The following is a 17,579-nucleotide window of genomic DNA, read 5'->3' as shown; positions in this document are numbered from 1 at the left end:
CGGCACCCCCACCACCCCCGTGACGACCCCGGTACGGGACAATCGCGGCAGCACCGCACTTGTACATCTCCACGGGGAGGCACCGTGTCCGGATTCGTCGAAAAGCCCGAGCCGCCGCAGGTCCCGGGCCTGGTGCATCTGCACACGGGCAAGGTCCGCGACCTGTACCGCGACGGGGCGGGCGATCTGGTGATGGTCGCCAGTGACCGGATCTCCGCGTACGACTGGGTGCTGCCGACGGAGATCCCCGACAAGGGCCGGGTCCTCACCCGGCTCTCGCTGTGGTGGTTCGACCAGCTCGCGGACCTCGCCCCGAACCATGTGCTGAGCACGGAGCTGCCCGAGGGCGCCCCCGCCGACTGGGCCGGCCGCACCCTGGTCTGCAAGTCGCTGCGGATGGTTCCGGTGGAGTGCGTGGCGCGCGGCTATCTCGCCGGTTCGGGACTGACCGAGTACCGCCTGTCCCGTACGGTCTGCGGTCTCCCGCTGCCCGAGGGCCTCGACGACGGCTCCGAGCTGCCCGAGCCGATCTTCACCCCGGCGACGAAGGCGGCGGTCGGCGACCACGACGAGAACGTCAGCTACGAGGAGGTCGTCCGCCAGGTCGGCGCCCCGACCGCCGCTCAGCTGCGGCGGACCACCCTCGACGTCTACGGCCGCGCCCGGGGCATCGCGCGGGAGCGGGGCATCGTCCTCGCGGACACCAAGTTCGAGTTCGGTTTCGACGGGGAGACCCTGACCCTCGCGGACGAGGTGCTCACCCCCGACTCGTCCCGGTTCTGGCCCGCCGGGACGTGGGAGCCGGGCCGTGCCCAGCCGAGCTACGACAAGCAGTTCGTCCGGGACTGGCTGACCTCCCCGGCCTCCGGCTGGGACCGCGCCGCCGAGCAGCCGCCGCCCCCGCTGCCCGAGGAGATCGTCGCCGCGACCCGCGCGAAATACCTGGAGGCGTACGAGCGCCTGACGGGCGAGCGCTGGTAGCGGACCTGCGGACGGGGGGCCTGGACGGAGGGCCCGGCCCCCCCCCGCGGTGCCAGGGGTACGCGAAAAGCCCCGGCCTGTGGGCCGGGGCTTTTCGTTCCGGAGCGGACGACGAGGTTCGAACTCGCGACCTCAACCTTGGCAAGGTTGCGCTCTACCAACTGAGCTACGTCCGCCGGTGCCCTCTCGGGCGACGCCCACTATACCCAACCGCGGTCCCTGGCGAGCCGCACCGCCGTATGACGGTTCTCCGCCCCGAGCTTCGTCGCGGCCGACGAGAGATAGTTGCGGACCGTGCCGGGGGAGAGCGCCGCGCGCTCCGCGATCTCCGCGATGGGGGCGCCGTCGGCGGCGAGGTCCAGCACCTCGGCCTCCCGGGCGGTCAGCGGGGAGTCCCCGGCGGAGATCGCGTCGGCGGCCAACTCGGGGTCGACGTAGCGGTTCCCGGCGTGGACGGTGCGGATGATCTCGGCGAGCTGCCGCGCGCTGACCGTCTTGGGGACGAAGCTGCGCACCCCCGCCGCCAGCGCCCGCTTCAGATGCCCCGGGCGGCCGTGGCTGGTGACGATCATGACCCGGCAGCCGGGCAGTTCCGCCCGCAGGGATGTGGCCACGCTCACACCGTCGGCGCCGGGCATCTCCAGATCCAGGACGGCGACGTCCGGGACATGGGCGCGGGCCATCGCGAGCGCCTCGGGACCGGACGCGGCCTCGGCGACCACCAGCAGATCGTCCTCCAGCGCGAGCAGCGCGGCGAGCGCGCCCCGGATCAGATGCTCGTCGTCGGCGAGCAGGACCCGTACCCGGGGTGCGCTGGGTGCCGTGCTCATGATGTCTCTCCCTCTGCGGAACCGGTGCGGTCCGCCGACTCCGTGCGGCCGATGGACGACCCGGTGCGGTCCGCCGACTCCGTGCGGTCCGCGGCCGATTCCGTCCGGTCCACGGCCGGCCCGCCGCGGTTCTCGGACGACCTGGTGCGGTCCTCGGATGACCTGGTGCGGTCCCCGCCGCTGGTGGCCCCCCGGGCCCGTACGGACGCCGCGCCGCCCGGGTTCCGTACGGAGGCGCTGCCCGGGGCAGGGCCGGACGTGCTGCCCTGGGCAGGGCCGGATGTGCCGCCCGGGGTACGGGCGGACGTGCTGCCCGGCGTACGGCCTGCCACCCCGACGGGTACGCGTGCGACGACCCGGAACACCCGTCCGCCGACCCGGTCCGCGACCCCGGCGATCCCGGCCTCCAGCGTGCCGTCGACCCGGGCCAGCCGCTCCCGCAGCCCCGCGAGTCCGGTGCCGCCGCCGACGGCCGGTCCGCCGCAGTCGTCGGGCCCGGTGCCGTCCGCGGGTCCCGTGCCGTCGGTGGCGGTCACCCCGTCGCTCTCCACGATCAGGGTCGCCGTCCCGTCCGCCTCCGTCAGGGTCACCGCGCAGTGCGCGGCGTCGCCGTGCCGCAGGACGTTCGTGGTGGTCTCCCGGACCACCCAGCCGAGCACCGACTGGACCCCGGCCGGGAGCCGACCGGCCGAGCCGGTGACCCGGCAGTCGATCCCGGCGGCGGTGAGCACGCCCTGGGCCCCGGCCAGCTCCGCGGAGAGATCGGCCTCACGGTAGCCGCGGACCACCTCCCGCACCTCCCGCTGCGACTCCTGCGCGATCCGCTGCACCTCGATCATCTGCTCCACGGCCTCGGGCCGTTCGCGGCGCGCCAGCTGGACGGCCAGTTCGCTCTTCAGCGCGACGACGGCGAGATTGCGGCCGAGGACATCGTGCAGATCGCGGCCGAACCGCAGCCGTTCCTCGGCGACGGCGAGCGCCGCCCGGGTCTCCCTCGCCTCGTCGAGTTCGAGGACGGCACGCAGCAGCCACATGGAGAACACCGCGGTCAGGGCGAAGAACCCGGAGAAGACGACGACCAGCAGCCCGGTGACGACCGAGGCCCCCGGGGAGAACCCGACCGCGATGAACGCCGCGCCCGCCGCCACGCCCGACAACGTCACACACGCGGCGATCCGCCGGGGACCGCGTACCGCGAGGGCGAAGATCCCCAGCCCGAAGGCCATCACCCCCAGGAAGAACGACCCGGTGGCGGACAGCCGTGCCATCTCCTCGGGGGTGCCGGGGCGGTCCAGATCCTGCCCCCAGGTGCCGACCACCAGCCCCACCACGGCCACGACGGCCGTGGTGACCGCGAGGGTGATCAGCAACCCGAGCGGACGGTCCCGGGTGCCGGTGGCCCAGTCCATGGCCCGGGACACGGTGAGCGAACCCACGACGACATGCACCAGCACCAGCACCAGCAGGGTGGCCCCCGGTACCACCGGCATCGCCGTTATCGGGACGACGCCGATGACGCCGAATTCGATCACGGCGAACGCGTGGAACGACCAGCGCGTGTACGTCTCCACCTTCGCGGTCGTGCTCTTCCGCTGCCACCAGGCACCCGGCTCGCGCATGCCACCGCTTCTCTCTCGCCCGTGTTCCGATACGCCTGTGTTCCGACTCGGCCGTGCCCGGATCCGCCTGCGTTCCGGTAGGTCCGTGTCCGCCGCGCCTGTGTTCGGCTACGTCTGTGTTCCGCTACGTCCGTGTCCGCTACGTCCGTGTTCCTGTACGGGGGCGGGCGCACCCGTCGGCCGTGGCCTCCGGGTGCGCCGCCGCGCGCTCAGTGCCGGGGTTCCCAGCGGAACCACCGTCGTACAGCAAACACCGCGAGCAGCGTCCAGGCCACCGCCGTGGCCAGCGCGGCCAGGGTGTCGGCACCGGACATGGTGCCGGTCCAGCCGCCCCGTACCAGGGAGATCACCCCGGTCAGCGGCAGCATCTCGCATATCTGCGCGAGCCGGTCGGGCAACACCTCCAGCGGGACGGTGATCCCGGAGGCGAGCATCGACACCAGTACCACCGGCATGCTGGTGACCTGCGCGCTCTCCGCGCTGCGGCTGAACGCCGCGGTGACGGCGGCGAGCGAGGCGGACAGCGCCAGCCCCAGGACCACTCCGGCGAGCGCGAGATGCGGGGCCTTCGGGGGACCCACGTCCAGGATGATCATGCAGCCGGTGACGAGCAGCACGATCTGCGCCACCGCGATGCACAGCGAGGGCAGCGCGGCTCCGGCGAGGATCTCCGTGTCCCGCAGCTCCCCGACCCGCAGCCGCTTCAGTACGAGTTCCTCGCGCCGGGTGACATAGATCGTGGTCAGCGCGATGTACACGGCGAACAGCAGCGAGAAGCCGACGGACGCGGGCAGCAGGATCGTGCCGAGCGACAGCCCCGTGCCTTCGAGGTCCATGCTGTCGGTGGCGGAGCGGATGCTGAACGGCAGGATCAGCGGGACGACCGCCGCCGCGAACAGCGTGCCCTTGCTGCGTACCAGCAGGGTCAGTTCGGCGCGGGCGAGCGAACGCATCCGGCCGGCCGCGGTGGTGGTGGCGGTCGCCCCGGCGCGCGGCGCGGTCCGGCCGGACGGGGGCTTGGTCATCGCGGTGCTCACAGCGCCGGCTCCTTCTCATGGGTGTCCGCGCCGGCGGTGGCGCCTTCCTCCGCGTCCCGGGCGATCCGCAGGAACGCCTCCTCCAGGGACGCGGACCGTACGTCGAGCCCGCGCAGTTCAAGCCGTTCGCGCTCGGCCCACAGCAGGAGCCCGGTCGCGGCGCGCTGGAGTTCATGGGTACGCAGCTTGACGGTGCGGTCCCGGGTCTCGTGCCCGGTGACCCCGAGCTGGGCCAGCGGCGGGAGGTCCCCGACGAAGTACCCGTCGGGGAGCTGGAAGGAGATCAGCGAGGGCTGCGAGGCGACGACCTCCTCGACGGTGCCCCCGGCCGCGATACGCCCCTCGTGGAGGATCGCCAGCCGGTCGGCGAGATCCTCCGCCTCCTCCAGGTAGTGCGTGGTCAGCAGGACGGTGGTGCCGCTGTCACGCAGCTCCCGCACCAGGTCCCAGGTGCCGCGGCGGCCCTCCGCGTCGAGTCCGGTCGTCGGCTCGTCCAGGAACAGCACCTCGGGGCGGCCCAGCAGCGCGAGCGCCAGGTCCAGCCGGCGGCGTTCACCGCCGGAGAGCTGCTTGACGCGGACGCCACCGCGGCGGGTGAGGCCCACGATGTCGAGCGCCTCACCCACGGGGCGGGCGCCGCTGGTGCAGCCCGCCCACATCCGCAGGGTCTCGCGCACCGTCAGCTCGGACGGGAAGCCGCCCTCCTGGAGCATCACGCCGATCCGTGGCCGGATCGCGGCACGGTCCCGGTAGGGATCATGGCCGAGGACGCTGACCTGGCCGGACGCGGGGGGCGCGAGGCCCTCCAGCAGTTCGAGGGTCGAGGTCTTCCCGGCGCCGTTCGTGCCGAGCAGGGCGAAGAGTTCGCCGCGGCCCACGGAGAAGGTCACTCCCCGGACGGCCTCGAACAACTGGGTCTTCTGCCCGCTCTTGTCACGCCCGGAGGGACCGCCCCCGTAGACGCGACGCAGATCGGTCACGTCGATCACGCGCTCTTCGGTCACTTCGGTAGTCATGAGAAGAGTGTCGCCGCAGCGGGGACCGGAGGGAGGTGCCGGGTGTCACCAGTGGCCATGACAAATGTCAGATCGGCGTAAGGTCCGGACCGCTGTCCGGCCCCGGACAGCAAAGAACCCCAGTCATCGACCGGGGTTTCCCTGAACTGCGAGTACTTCTGGAGCGGACGACGAGGTTCGAACTCGCGACCTCAACCTTGGCAAGGTTGCGCTCTACCAACTGAGCTACGTCCGCACAGCATCCGACCGGCTTTCACCGATCGGCGCGAGCACCACCTTACCTGATCCACCGGGGTGGACTGGCAAGGAGGGTGGAGCGGGTGACAGGGATCGCACACTGCGCCTTCCCCCTGGAAGGGGGATGTTCTACTACTGAACTACACCCGCGTGACCTGGTGGGCCGGGCTTTTCGGCCCCGCCCCTTCGGCGTGTTCCAAACTCTAGCTGATCACGGGGGGTGCTCCGCAAGTCGCCTTCGCTCGCGCTTCCGAGGTCCGTCCCGGTGGGCGTACTTGTCCCTGTGCGGGTCGTCCCAGGTCTGTCCGGCTGGGCGCGGTTGTCCCTGCGCCGTCGCTCGTGGGTTGTGCGCAGTTCCCCGCGCCCCTTTGGGGCGCGTCCGGCCGGTTCTTGGGGTCGGTGCCGGTCGGGATTCTCCGTCCTCGCTCCAACGCGCTCGGCAGGACGTTCCCTTGCCGGACTGAAGAGCATCGGAGTCTGCGGGCAGAGATTCCCGCCCACCCCCTCCCGCAGCAGCGCGAGTCCGCGAGGAGGACCGTTCCGCAAGCGAAGGACCCGCACCTGTCGGACAGCCCCAGGTGGGCGCCCCAAAGGGGCGCGGGGAACTGCGCAAAGACGAGGACGGCCCCGCACCCGAAGAGCGACCGTAAGAGGGCAGCATCCAGGGGCGCGAGGAACTGCGCACCCACCGAGCGACCCGCACAGAAACACGTACGGCCAGCCGGACAGACCCAGGGGCGCGAGGAACTGCGCACCCGACGAGCGACCCGCACGGGGACAAGTGCGCCCAGCACAGGAAACCCGGAGGCGCGAGCGAAGGCGACCCGCGAGGAACTGCGCACCCGACGAGCAACCCGCACAGGGACAAGTACGCCCAGCACAGGAAACCCGGGGGGCGCGAGCGAAGGCGACCCGTACGGGAAATCCAGGGCCGAGAGGAACTACGCAAAACCCACGAACACCCCGTACAGGAACATGTACGGGCAAGCGATAACCGCAAACCGAGCCGGCAAGGCTATTGCGCCGCCTCGAACGCCTCGTACACCCGCTTGGGAATCCGCCCCCGCGGCGGCACGTCCATCCGATGGGACCGGGCCCACGCCCGCACCGCCGCCGGATCGGGCGTCAACGCGGTGTGCCGGTACACCTTCACCCCGCCGGAGGCGCTCCGCGCCTTGCGTCCCGCGTGCACGTACGGCGCCAGCACCTTCCGCAGTTTTCGCGCATTGGCCTGGCTGAGATCGATCTCGTACGACTTCCCGTCCAGCCCGAAGACGATCCTTTCCGCCGCTTCCCCGCCGTCGATGTCGTCATGGAGAGTGACTACGACACGCTGCGCCACGAATATCGTTCCCTTCGTGCGACCCCACCGCGTTGAGGTGCGGTGATGCCGACTGTCCGGCTTCTTGAGGCAAAATAAGCTATGGCCATTTACTTTGTACAGGCTCCGGCATTGAATGGGGAAGCCCTGTTATTACGGTCAGCGTGTCCGGTCCGTGTCGTGCGTATTGCCGGGCCGGGTTTTTTCCGGGATTTTCCGTGAAGGTCACCGCGACGATCAGCGCCGGGTGATGACGGTCACGTAGGTAGCTACGAATCTACGCGAGTAGAAATTTTGTGCGGGTAGTCTGAAGCGACCTGCTCAGCACCACACACCGGGAGTGCCAGTGGCACGCGTCGTAGTCGACGTCATGCTCAAGCCGGAGATCCTCGACCCCCAGGGACAGGCGGTGCAGCGTGCGCTGCCGCGCCTGGGCTTCGACGGCATCGCGGACGTCCGTCAGGGAAAGCGATTCGAACTTGAGGTCGACGGGCCGGTGGACGAAGCCGCCCTCGCCCGTATTCACGAGATGGCGGAGACCTTCCTCGCCAACACCGTGATCGAGGACTTCGTCGTCAGGGTCGACGAGGAGTCAGCCGCCGGAAAGGCCGGGGCGAAGTGACCGCCCGTATCGGAGTCGTCACTTTTCCGGGCACCCTGGACGATCGTGACACCCAGCGCGCGGTGCGCGTGGCCGGTGCCGAGGCGGTTCCGCTGTGGCACCGGGACAAGGATCTGAAGCAGGTCGACGCGGTCGTACTCCCGGGCGGATTCTCGTACGGCGACTATCTGCGGGCCGGTGCGATCTCCCGGTTCTCGCCCGTGATGGAGACGATCATCGCGCAGGCAAAGGCCGGAATGCCGGTTCTCGGAATCTGCAACGGATTCCAGGTGCTCACCGAGACGCATCTCCTCCCGGGCGCGATGCTGCGGAACAATCACCTCCACTTCATCTGCCGTGACCAGCGGCTCCGGGTCGAGACCACGGCCACCGCCTGGACCGCCGATTACACGGCCGGCCAGGAGATCTCCATTCCGCTGAAGAACATCGACGGCCGGTACGTCGCGGACGAGCGGGTCCTGGACGAGCTGGAGGCGGAGGGCCGGGTCGCCTTCCGCTACCTGGACGTGAACCCCAACGGCTCGCTCCGCGACATCGCCGGCATCAGCAACGCCGCCGGGAACGTCGTCGGGCTGATGCCGCACCCCGAGCACGCCGTCGAGTCCCTGACCGGCACCGGCCGCACCGACGGCCTCGGGTTCTTCACCTCGATCCTGACCAACCTCGTACAGAAGGGGGCCGCGGCATGACGCTGGACACGGTCAAGCACGCCGGCGGCACCCCGGAAGCCGAGCAGCCCTGGCAGGAACTCGGGCTCAAGCGGGACGAGTACGACCGTATCCGCGTGATCCTCGGCCGCCGCCCGACCGGCGCCGAGCTCGCCATGTACTCGGTCATGTGGTCGGAGCACTGCTCGTACAAGAGCAGCAAGGTCCACCTGCGGCAGTTCGGCGAGAAGGCCCCCGAGAACGACGCGATGCTCGTCGGTATCGGCGAGAACGCCGGTGTCGTGGACGTCGGGCAGGGCTACGCGGTCACCTTCAAGGTCGAGTCGCACAACCACCCCTCGTACATCGAGCCCTACCAGGGCGCGGCCACCGGCGTCGGCGGCATCGTCCGGGACATCCTCGCGATGGGCGCCCGTCCGGTCGCCGTGATGGACCCGCTGCGCTTCGGCGCCGCGGACCACCCCGACACCAAGCGCGTACTGCCCGGTGTCGTCGCGGGCGTCGGCGGCTACGGCAACTGCCTGGGCCTGCCGAACATCGGCGGCGAGGTCGTCTTCGATTCCTGCTACCAGGGCAACCCGCTGGTCAACGCCCTGTGCGTGGGTGTCATGAAGCATGAGGACATCCACCTCGCGAAGGCGTCCGGCCCGGGCAACAAGGTCATCCTCTACGGGGCCCGGACCGGTGGCGACGGCATCGGCGGTGTCTCGGTGCTGGCGTCGGAGACCTTCGAGTCGACGGGCCCGGCCAAGCGTCCGGCCGTCCAGGTCGGTGACCCGTTCCAGGAGAAGCTGCTCATCGAGTGCACCCTGGAGATCTTCGCGGAGAAGCTGGTCCACGGTATCCAGGACCTCGGCGGCGCGGGTCTGTCCTGCGCCACCAGCGAGCTGGCCAGCGCCGGTTCGGGCGGGATGCGCGTGGATCTGGAGACGGTCCCGCTGCGTGACGCGACCCTCTCGCCCGAGGAGATCCTCATGAGCGAGTCGCAGGAGCGCATGTGCGCGATCGTGGAGCCCGGCAAGGTCGAGCGCTTCCTGGAGATCTGCGAGAAGTGGGACGTCATCGCCACCGTCATCGGTGAGGTGACCGAGGGCGAGCGGCTGGAGATCTTCTGGCACGGCGAGCAGATCGTGGACGTGCCCCCGCGCACGGTCGCCCACGAGGGCCCTGTGTACGAGCGTCCGTACGCGCGTCCCGCCTGGCAGGACGCCCTCCAGGCCGACGACGCGAACAAGCTCCCCCGCCCGGCCACCTCCGAGGAGCTGCGGGACCAGGTCCTCAAGCTGGTCGCCTCGCCCAACCAGGCGTCCAAGGCGTGGATCACCGACCAGTACGACCGCTTCGTGCAGGGCAACACGATCCTCGCCCAGCCCGAGGACTCCGGCATGATCCGCGTCGACGAGGACACCAACCTCGGCGTCGCGATCGCCACCGACGGCAACGGCCGTTACGCCAAGCTGGACCCGTACGCGGGCGCGCAGCTCGCGCTGGTGGAGTCGTACCGCAATGTCGCGACGAGCGGCGCCCGGCCGCTGGCCATCTCCAACTGCCTGAACTTCGGTTCCCCCGAGGACCCGGCGGTCATGTGGCAGTTCGCGGAGGCGACCCGCGGGCTGGCCGACGCCTGTCTGGTGCTCGGCACCCCGGTCACCGGCGGCAATGTCTCGCTGTACAACCAGACCGGTGACACCGCGATCCACCCGACCCCGGTCGTCGCGGTCCTCGGTGTCATCGACGACGTGTCGCGCCGCACCCCGGTCGGGTTCGCGGAGGAGGGCCAGCTGCTGTACCTCCTCGGCGACACCCGCGAGGAGTTCGGCGGCTCGGCCTGGTCGCAGGTCGTCCACGACCACCTGGGCGGACTGCCCCCGGTGGTGGACCTGGAGCGGGAGCGGCTGCTCGCCGACATCCTGATCTCGGCGTCCCGTGACGGCATGATCGACGCGGCGCACGACCTCTCGGACGGCGGTCTCGTCCAGGCCGTCACCGAGTCGTGCCTGCGGGGCGGCAAGGGCGCGCGACTGGTCGTCCCCGACGGGCTCGACGCGTTCACCTTCCTGTTCTCGGAGTCGGCGGGCCGCGCGGTCGTCGCCGTACCGAGGTCGGAGGAGCTCCGTTTCAACGACATGTGCGGGGCGCGGGGTCTGCCCGTCGCCCGTATCGGTGTCGTCGACGGCGACGCGATCGAGGTGCAGGGCGAGTTCACCCTGCCGCTGGCGGAGCTGCGGACGGCCCACGAGGGGACGATCCCCGCGCTGCTGGCCTGACGGTCCCGAATCCCCGAACCCCCTGTCCCGGCCGCCGCCGGGCAGGGGGTTCGGTCATGTCCGGACACTGCCCGGGCCCTGCCGGTCATGGCTGGTGGGGTCATGCCGTGCGGGGTTCACTCGAACTGATGATTGCGCGGGATTACGTAGTTACGTAATGTTGGGGTCATGGGACTGGAGGAACGGGTCACGGACCTGGAGCGCAGATTGGCGGAGCTGGAGCGCCCGGAAGGCGGGAGCGGGGAGGGGGCGTCATCGGAGCAGGGGGACGCGGGGCCGGAGCCGCCGGTCCGCGAGGGGTTCTGGGCGCTGGAGGGCTTCAAGGAGCAGCTCGCGCAGGCGGGTTCCGGCGCGCGGGAGGGCGGTGTCCTGTTCACCGGAGCGGTCGGCCTGCCCACCGGTGAGCGCTACGAATGGCAGTACGGGGAGCTGACCGACCGCCTCATCCAGGCCGACTGGTCGGACCGCGCCGACGCCTTCGCCGCCCTCGGCCACCCCGTGCGGCTGCGACTGCTGCGCGAGATCCTCACCGGCCGCCGCACGGCCGCCGAGCTGACCGACCTGGACGGCCTCGGCACCACCGGCCAGACGTACCACCACCTTCGTCAGCTCACCGCCGCGGGCTGGCTGCACAGCACGGCCCGCGGGCGCTACGAGGTCCCCCCGTCCCGGGTGGTCCCGCTCCTGGTCGCCCTCACCCTGACGACCGCCCCATGACCACCGGGACCCTCACCGAGACGACCACCGGACGACCCGAGACACCGGGGGAGACCATGCCGACCAGCCCCAGCACCCGAACCCGCACGACCCACAAGGCGCTGACAGTCGTCTACCGCCTCGTCTGGATGACCCTGACCGTCCTCGTCGTCGGCAGCTTCGTGGTCGACCGGCTGGACGAGCCGCCCTTCCCGCTGATCTGGCTGGCCCTGGGCGCGAGCATGCTGGTCCTGCTGCTCCTCACCCATCTGACCCGCCCGTCCAGGGGGCCCGCCGCGACGACCGAGCCGATCGAGGTCGCCCCACCCGTCACGGGCCGCTGGCTCGCGGTCAACAGCCCGGCGGACAAGGTCCCCAGCCACGGCACCCACGGCTACGGCCAGACGTACGCGATCGACATCGTCGCCGAGCCGGAGCCCCGCCGGATAGCGGGCCGCCCCACCAACCCGCAGCGCCCCGGGTTCGCCTGGCTCTGGCCCCTGGTCCGCCGCCCGCAGGCGTATCCCGCGTTCGGCTCCCCGGTCCTGGCTGTCGCCGATGCCAGGGTCGTCCAGGCGTCCGACTCCCAGCGCGACCATCTGAGCCGTACTTCGCCGCTGCCCCTGTTCTACCTGATGCTCCTGGAGGGCATGGCCCGTGCGATGGCCGGCCCCCACCGGGTCACCGGGAACCACCTCGTCCTGGACCTGGGCGACGGCACCTACGCGATGTACGCCCACCTCAAGAGGGGTTCGCTCAAGGTCCGCGCGGGCGACCGGGTCACCGAGGGCACCGTCCTCGCCGAGTGCGGCAACTCCGGCAACTCCACCGAGCCGCACCTCCACTTCCAGCTGATGGACTCCCCGGACCTGGACACGGCCCGCGGCCTCCCGTTGCGCTGGCGGGGCGTTGGCCTCCCGGCGGGCGGCGAGACGTTCACGGCGCCGGAGCGGACCCGCGATACCGGGAGAAGCGTCGCGAGCGGTGTCACCCGGCCCGGTTAGGCTCGGAGGATGCCGCCCGCCAGGAAGCGTGTCCGTACGTTCGACCCCGCCAGGACCAGGGCCGCCGTGCTCGCGCAGTACGCGCTGGTACGTGAGGGGATCGCGCGGCTCACCCCCGATCAGCTCCAAGCGCCGACCCGGCTCGGCGACCGGACGGTACGGGAGCTGACGGCACATCTGTCGGTCGCCGTCGGGAGCGTCGTACGGGGTCTGGAGCTTCCCGAGCCCGCGCGGCGGGAGTTGGCGCTGATGGACTACCCCGCCATGGCTTCCGCCAGGGCCGCCGAGCCGGACGAAGACGCACAGGCGACGGCGGCGGAGGGTACCACCGACGAGCTGTTCGCCCGAGCGGCGGACCGTCTCCCCGAGGTGCTCGCCACCGTGACGGACGAGCGGCTGATCCCGACGCGGCTCGGGGCGATGCGGCTCGCGGACTTCCTGGTGACCCGGGTCGTGGAGCTCGTCGTCCGTACCGGCGACCTCAATGACGCGACGGACCTCGGGGTGCCGTTCGACCGTCAGGCCCAGGCGATCACCACGAGGTTCCTGGCGGACGCGTTGGCGGTCAAGGCGCCGGGGGGCGCGGTCGAGGTCCGGGTCCCGCCGTTCGCGGTGATCCAGTGCGGGGCGGGTCCGCGGCACACCCGGGGTACCCCGCCGAATGTCGTCGAGACCGACCCCCTCACCTGGACGCGGCTCGCGACGGGGCGCACCGACTGGTCCACGGAGGTCGCCGCGGGCAGGATCACGGCCAGCGGCGACCGAGCCAACCTCACCCCCACCCTCCCAGTCCTCCCCTGACCCCACCCGAGTCCCCTGTACAGGTCGCCTTCGCTCGCGCCGCCGAGTTCCCTGTGCTGGGCGTACTTGTTCCCGCACAGGTCGTCCGTGGGTGCGCAGTTCCCCGCAGGTCGCCTTCGCTCGCGCCCCGGGGTTTCCTGTGCCTGACGCACTTGTTCCTGTGCTGTCGCTCGGTGGGTGCGCAGTTCCCCGCGCCCCTGAAGGGGCGCCTCAGCCCCGTGATGTTGCTTTTCGCCATCCTCCTCGCGCGGTCGCATGGCCACGGGAGGGGGTGGGCGGGAATCTCTGCCCGCAGACTCCGATGCTCTTCAGCCGGGCAAGGGGGATGTCCGACCGAGCGTGTCGGATCGAGGACGGAGAATCCCGACCGGCACCGACCCGAAGAACAAGCCGGGAGCGCCCCAAAGGGGCGCGGGGAACTGCGCGAACCCACCGAGCGACGGCACAGCAACGAAGTACGCCCCGCCGGACGGACCTCGCAAGCGCAAGCGAAGGCGACCCGCGGGGAACTGCGCACCCCACGAGCGACGGCACAGGAACGGAGTACGCCCCGCCGGACGGACCTCGCAAGCGCAAGCGAAGGCGACCCGCGGGGAACTGCGCACCCCACGAGCGACGGCACAGGAACAAGTGCGCCCAGCCGGACAGACCCCAGACGCGCAAGCGAAGGAACCCCCGGGGGAACCGTAACGAGCGCTCGCTCGTCAGATCGCCATGTACACGCAACGGCGCACCCCCGCCCCGAAATCCGCGGCCCCCGCCACCGCGGCGACCGCAACCGCAACCGCGGTCGCCGCGGTACTCCTCGCGGCCTGCGGTACCAGCACACCCGCGGACGAGGGCAAGGGCACGGACAAGGACCCCGCCGCCGGAACGACCGCCGGTACCCTCACCGACACCCGCTGGACGATCCGCACCCTGACCGTCGCGGACACCCCGCACCCCGCGCCCGAGGGCACCCACCTCACGTTCGACGACAAGTCCCAGGTCAGCGGGAACTACGGATGCAACGACTTCCGGGCCCGCACGGATCTCAAGGGCGGCGTCCTGACCCTGAAGGACGCCGTGTCGACGGAGACCGCGTGCACGAGCCTCGACTTCGAGGAACGTCTCGCCCGGACCCTCGCCGCCGGCGGTCTCACGGTCACGCGGGAGAAGGACACCTTGCGTCTCACCACCCCGAAGGGCGATCACGTGGAGCTGACCCGGGCCAAGGCCGAGGAACCCGCGCCGCTCACCGGCACCCGGTGGACGGTCACGACCCTCACCGACGGCGCGACGTCCGCCTCGCTGCCCGCCGGGACGGAGGGCAAGGCGCATCTGACGATCGCGAAGGACGGCCGGGCGAGCGGCAACCTCGGCTGCAACCGCTTCTCGGCCACCGCGAAGATCGGGGACGACGGCACCCTGACCTTCGGTACCCCGGCGATGACCCGCATGATGTGCGCGCCTGCGGCGATGCGCACGGAGAAGGCGCTGCTGCGGCTCTTCGACGGCAAGAAGATCACCTATGAGCTGAGCGGTGACTCCCTCACCCTGACCGCCCCGGACGGCAAGGGCGCCACGGCCACCGTGACCCCGCGGGCGCGCCCGTAGCAGCTCCGGGGGCCGAACCGGCGGGTAAGTGATTCGCCTTACGTAACACGTCCCCAATTCGGACCGGTGGTCGATCTCGCCTACACTCGGAGCCGTGCCACGTGGTGACGGTCGACTCAATCACGATCTGCTTCCCGGCGAGAAGGGCCCCCAGGACGCTTGTGGCGTCTTCGGTGTCTGGGCTCCGGGCGAAGAGGTCGCAAAGCTCACGTACTTCGGGCTGTACGCCCTCCAGCATCGGGGCCAGGAATCCGCGGGTATCGCGGTCAGCAACGGCTCCCAGATTCTCGTCTTCAAGGACATGGGACTGGTCTCCCAGGTCTTCGACGAGACCTCCCTCGGCGCCCTCAGGGGCCACATCGCCGTAGGACACGCCCGCTACTCGACCACCGGCGCATCGGTGTGGGAGAACGCCCAGCCCACGTTCCGCGCCACTCCGCACGGCTCCCTCGCGCTCGGCCACAACGGCAACCTGGTGAACACCGCCAAGCTCGCCGAGATGGTCGCCGACCTGCCCCGGCGGGAAGGCCGCGCCACCCAGGTCGCCGCCACCAACGACACCGACCTCGTCACCGCGCTCCTCGCGGGCCAGACCGACGACGACGGCAAGCCCCTGACCATCGAGGAGTCCGCCGCCAAGGTGCTCCCCGAGGTGATGGGCGCCTTCTCGCTGGTCTTCATGGACGAGAACACCCTCTACGCGGCCCGTGACCCGCAGGGCATCCGCCCGCTGGTGCTCGGCCGGCTGGAGCGCGGCTGGGTCGTCGCCTCGGAGTCCGCCGCCCTGGACATCTGCGGCGCGACCTATGTCCGGGAGATCGAGCCGGGCGAGTTCATCGCCGTCGACGAGAACGGCATCCGCACCTCACGATTCGCAGAAGCGAAGCCCAAGGGCTGTGTCTTCGAGTACGTGTACCTCGCCCGCCCCGACACCGACATCGCCGGGCGGAACGTCTACCTCTCCCGGGTGGAGATGGGCCGGCGGCTCGCGAAGGAAGCACCGGTCGAGGCCGACCTGGTGATAGCGACCCCGGAATCCGGCACCCCCGCCGCGATCGGGTACGCGGAGGAGTCCGGCATCCCGTTCGGTGCCGGTCTGGTGAAGAACGCGTATGTGGGCCGGACCTTCATCCAGCCCTCGCAGACGATCCGCCAGCTCGGCATCCGGCTGAAGCTCAACCCGCTGAAGGAAGTCATCCGGGGCAAGCGACTGGTCGTCGTGGACGACTCGATCGTGCGCGGCAACACCCAGCGCGCCCTGGTCCGGATGCTCCGCGAGGCCGGTGCCGCCGAGATCCACATCCGGATCTCGTCGCCGCCCGTGAAGTGGCCCTGCTTCTTCGGCATCGACTTCGCGACCCGCGCCGAACTCATCGCCAACGGCATGTCCGTCGAGGAGATCGGCAGGTCGCTGGCGGCCGACTCCCTCTCGTACATCTCCCTCGACGCCATGATCGAGGCCACCACCATCGCCAAGCCCAACCTCTGCCGGGCCTGCTTCGACGGTGAGTATCCGATGGATCTGCCCGACCCGGAACTGCTCGGCAAGCAGCTCCTCCAGACCGAGCTGGCGGCCGGTCCGGCGGCCACCGCCGCGGTCGACGCGCTCCGTCGCCCGTAACCCCCCTCCCCGAGACACGACACGAAGGTTCCGCGAGCATGTCTGCTGAATCCCCTGTGAGCACGCCGGGCCCCGGCTCCGGCGCGAGCTACGCGAGCGCGGGCGTCGACATCGAGGCGGGCGACCGCGCCGTCGAGCTGATGAAGGAGTGGGTGCGCAAGACCCGGCGCCCCGAGGTCGTCGGCGGCCTCGGCGGGTTCGCCGGGCTCTTCGACGCGTCCGCGCTCAAGCGCTATGAGCGTCCGCTGCTCGCCTCCGCGACCGACGGCGTCGGCACCAAGGTCGACATCGCCCGCCGCCTCGGCGTCTACGACACGATCGGCCATGACCTGGTCGCGATGGTCATGGACGACATCGCGGTGTGCGGCGCCGAGCCGCTGTTCATGACCGACTACATCTGCGTCGGCAAGGTCCACCCGGAGCGGGTCGCGGCCATCGTCAAGGGCATCGCCGAGGGCTGCGTCCTCGCGGGCTGCGCCCTGGTCGGCGGCGAGACCGCCGAACACCCGGGCCTGCTCGGCCCGGACGACTTCGATGTCGCCGGTGCGGGTACGGGCGTCGTCGAGGCCGACCGGCTGCTCGGCCCGGATCGTATCCGCACGGGTGACGCGGTGATCGCGATGGCCTCCTCCGGCCTTCACTCGAACGGGTACTCGCTGGTCCGCCATGTCCTCTTCGACCAGGGCGGACTCTCGCTCGACCAGCGTGTGGACGAGCTCGGCCGCACCCTGGGCGAGGAGCTGCTGGAGCCCACCCGGATCTACTCGCTGGACTGTCTGGCGCTGGCCCGTACCGCCGAGGTGCACGCCTTCAGCCACATCACCGGCGGCGGTCTCGCCGCCAACCTGGCCCGGGTCGTCCCGGACGGGCTGCACGCCGTCGTGGACCGCTCCACCTGGGCCCCCGGAGCGATCTTCGACCTGGTGGGCAAGGTCGGGCGGGTCGAGCGGCTGGAGCTGGAGAAGACCCTGAACATGGGCGTCGGCATGATGGCCGTGGTGCCCGCCGAGTCGGCCGAGGTCGCCCTGACCCTGTTCGCGGACCGGGGCGTGGACGCCTGGATCGCGGGCGAGATCACCGAACGCGGCGACCACAGCACGGGCGCGGCCCTGGTCGGCGACCACCCGAAGTAGTCACGCCCCCACCGCGGGGGAGGGGATCCGCTGACCGCGGTGCCGTCCGCCCCCGGCCCGAAAAGGCCGGACGGACGGCGCCGGACCGGGGTACCCGGGAATCCCGCCGTACGGGGCGGTGGGCGGTGGG

15 protein-coding genes and 3 tRNA genes are annotated in these 17,579 nt (G+C 71.0%); 10 read left to right on the top strand and 8 right to left on the bottom strand.

Going from position 1 to position 17,579, the window contains the following annotated elements; genetic code table 11:
• Positions 1 to 84: 84 nt before the first annotated feature.
• Positions 85 to 981: a phosphoribosylaminoimidazolesuccinocarboxamide synthase gene (locus tag OG711_RS18795; RefSeq protein ID WP_266509622.1), complete on the top strand. Its 897-nt coding sequence runs from the start codon at positions 85 to 87 to the stop codon at positions 979 to 981.
• Between the two features lie 103 nt (positions 982 to 1,084).
• Here the strand turns inward: OG711_RS18795 and OG711_RS18790 are convergent.
• The 8 genes from OG711_RS18790 to OG711_RS18755 all read right to left on the bottom strand — a co-directional run bounded on the left by OG711_RS18790 (position 1,085) and on the right by OG711_RS18755 (position 7,062).
• Positions 1,085 to 1,157: transfer RNA gene (locus tag OG711_RS18790), tRNA-Gly, on the bottom strand.
• Positions 1,158 to 1,181: 24 nt separating this feature from the next.
• On the bottom strand, positions 1,182 to 1,811 hold the full coding sequence (locus OG711_RS18785) for a response regulator transcription factor (protein WP_266509620.1): 630 nt from the start codon (positions 1,809 to 1,811) through the stop codon (positions 1,182 to 1,184).
• On the bottom strand, positions 1,808 to 3,430 hold the full coding sequence (locus tag OG711_RS18780; RefSeq protein WP_329559820.1) for a sensor histidine kinase: 1,623 nt from the start codon (positions 3,428 to 3,430) through the stop codon (positions 1,808 to 1,810). The genes OG711_RS18785 and OG711_RS18780 overlap by 4 nt, the downstream gene beginning before the upstream one ends.
• A 209-nt stretch (positions 3,431 to 3,639) precedes the next feature.
• A complete protein-coding gene (locus OG711_RS18775; protein WP_329563904.1) occupies positions 3,640 to 4,455 on the bottom strand; it encodes an ABC transporter permease in 816 nt (271 codons plus the stop codon).
• 8 nt (positions 4,456 to 4,463) lie between these two features.
• Positions 4,464 to 5,483 carry an ABC transporter ATP-binding protein gene (locus OG711_RS18770; RefSeq protein ID WP_073783031.1) on the bottom strand — a complete coding sequence of 340 codons (1,020 nt, stop codon included), beginning with the start codon at positions 5,481 to 5,483 and terminating at the stop codon, positions 4,464 to 4,466.
• 159 nt (positions 5,484 to 5,642) lie between these two features.
• Positions 5,643 to 5,718, bottom strand: a tRNA-Gly gene (locus OG711_RS18765).
• A gap of 77 nt (positions 5,719 to 5,795) precedes the next feature.
• Positions 5,796 to 5,870 (bottom strand) — tRNA-Gly (locus tag OG711_RS18760).
• Positions 5,871 to 6,735: 865 nt separating this feature from the next.
• A complete protein-coding gene (locus tag OG711_RS18755) occupies positions 6,736 to 7,062 on the bottom strand; it encodes a histone-like nucleoid-structuring protein Lsr2 (protein ID WP_073783033.1) in 327 nt (108 codons plus the stop codon).
• Positions 7,063 to 7,387: 325 nt separating this feature from the next.
• Between OG711_RS18755 and purS the strand changes: the two genes are divergently transcribed.
• The 9 genes from purS to purM all read left to right on the top strand — a co-directional run bounded on the left by purS (position 7,388) and on the right by purM (position 17,449).
• Complete coding sequence (gene purS, locus OG711_RS18750; RefSeq protein ID WP_073783035.1) at positions 7,388 to 7,663, top strand: phosphoribosylformylglycinamidine synthase subunit PurS; 276 nt, start codon at positions 7,388 to 7,390, stop codon at positions 7,661 to 7,663.
• Complete coding sequence (gene purQ, locus OG711_RS18745) at positions 7,660 to 8,352, top strand: phosphoribosylformylglycinamidine synthase subunit PurQ (protein WP_073783037.1); 693 nt, start codon at positions 7,660 to 7,662, stop codon at positions 8,350 to 8,352. Before purS ends, purQ begins: the two co-directional genes overlap by 4 nt.
• Positions 8,349 to 10,598, top strand: coding sequence for a phosphoribosylformylglycinamidine synthase subunit PurL (gene purL, locus OG711_RS18740; RefSeq protein ID WP_073783039.1), 2,250 nt, complete (start codon positions 8,349 to 8,351; stop codon positions 10,596 to 10,598). Before purQ ends, purL begins: the two co-directional genes overlap by 4 nt.
• 168 nt (positions 10,599 to 10,766) lie before the next feature.
• Complete coding sequence (locus OG711_RS18735; RefSeq protein ID WP_329559819.1) at positions 10,767 to 11,315, top strand: ArsR/SmtB family transcription factor; 549 nt, start codon at positions 10,767 to 10,769, stop codon at positions 11,313 to 11,315.
• Between the two features lie 56 nt (positions 11,316 to 11,371).
• Entirely contained in the window at positions 11,372 to 12,298 is a 927-nt protein-coding gene (locus tag OG711_RS18730) for a M23 family metallopeptidase (RefSeq protein WP_329563902.1), read from the top strand.
• 9 nt (positions 12,299 to 12,307) lie between these two features.
• Positions 12,308 to 13,099 carry a sterol carrier family protein gene (locus OG711_RS18725; RefSeq protein WP_329559818.1) on the top strand — a complete coding sequence of 264 codons (792 nt, stop codon included), beginning with the start codon at positions 12,308 to 12,310 and terminating at the stop codon, positions 13,097 to 13,099.
• A gap of 714 nt (positions 13,100 to 13,813) precedes the next feature.
• Complete coding sequence (locus OG711_RS18720) at positions 13,814 to 14,695, top strand: META domain-containing protein (RefSeq protein ID WP_329559817.1); 882 nt, start codon at positions 13,814 to 13,816, stop codon at positions 14,693 to 14,695.
• A gap of 94 nt (positions 14,696 to 14,789) precedes the next feature.
• Complete coding sequence (purF, locus tag OG711_RS18715) at positions 14,790 to 16,316, top strand: amidophosphoribosyltransferase (RefSeq protein WP_073783045.1); 1,527 nt, start codon at positions 14,790 to 14,792, stop codon at positions 16,314 to 16,316.
• Between the two features lie 38 nt (positions 16,317 to 16,354).
• Positions 16,355 to 17,449, top strand: a complete 1,095-nt coding sequence (gene purM, locus OG711_RS18710; RefSeq protein WP_073783071.1) for a phosphoribosylformylglycinamidine cyclo-ligase — start codon at positions 16,355 to 16,357, stop codon at positions 17,447 to 17,449.
• Positions 17,450 to 17,579: the final 130 nt, after the last annotated feature.

Source organism: Streptomyces uncialis (genome assembly GCF_036250755.1).
Taxonomy (GTDB): domain Bacteria; phylum Actinomycetota; class Actinomycetes; order Streptomycetales; family Streptomycetaceae; genus Streptomyces; species Streptomyces uncialis.
Note: the sequence above shows the minus strand (reverse complement) of the source record. Positions and strands in the feature narration are given on the sequence as shown.

Bases quoted from the DNA above. Each gene is read 5' to 3' on its own strand.
- OG711_RS18735 (WP_329559819.1), top strand. From the start codon at position 10,767: ATGGGACTGGAGGAACGGGTCACGGACCTGGAGCGCAGATTGGCGGAG.
- OG711_RS18780 (WP_329559820.1), bottom strand. From the start codon at position 3,430: ATGCGCGAGCCGGGTGCCTGGTGGCAGCGGAAGAGCACGACCGCGAAG.
- purM (WP_073783071.1), top strand. From the start codon at position 16,355: ATGTCTGCTGAATCCCCTGTGAGCACGCCGGGCCCCGGCTCCGGCGCG.
- OG711_RS18785 (WP_266509620.1), bottom strand. From the start codon at position 1,811: ATGAGCACGGCACCCAGCGCACCCCGGGTACGGGTCCTGCTCGCCGAC.
- OG711_RS18720 (WP_329559817.1), top strand. From the start codon at position 13,814: ATGTACACGCAACGGCGCACCCCCGCCCCGAAATCCGCGGCCCCCGCC.
- OG711_RS18770 (WP_073783031.1), bottom strand. From the start codon at position 5,483: ATGACTACCGAAGTGACCGAAGAGCGCGTGATCGACGTGACCGATCTG.
- OG711_RS18730 (WP_329563902.1), top strand. From the start codon at position 11,372: ATGCCGACCAGCCCCAGCACCCGAACCCGCACGACCCACAAGGCGCTG.
- purL (WP_073783039.1), top strand. From the start codon at position 8,349: ATGACGCTGGACACGGTCAAGCACGCCGGCGGCACCCCGGAAGCCGAG.
- OG711_RS18725 (WP_329559818.1), top strand. From the start codon at position 12,308: ATGCCGCCCGCCAGGAAGCGTGTCCGTACGTTCGACCCCGCCAGGACC.
- OG711_RS18775 (WP_329563904.1), bottom strand. From the start codon at position 4,455: ATGACCAAGCCCCCGTCCGGCCGGACCGCGCCGCGCGCCGGGGCGACC.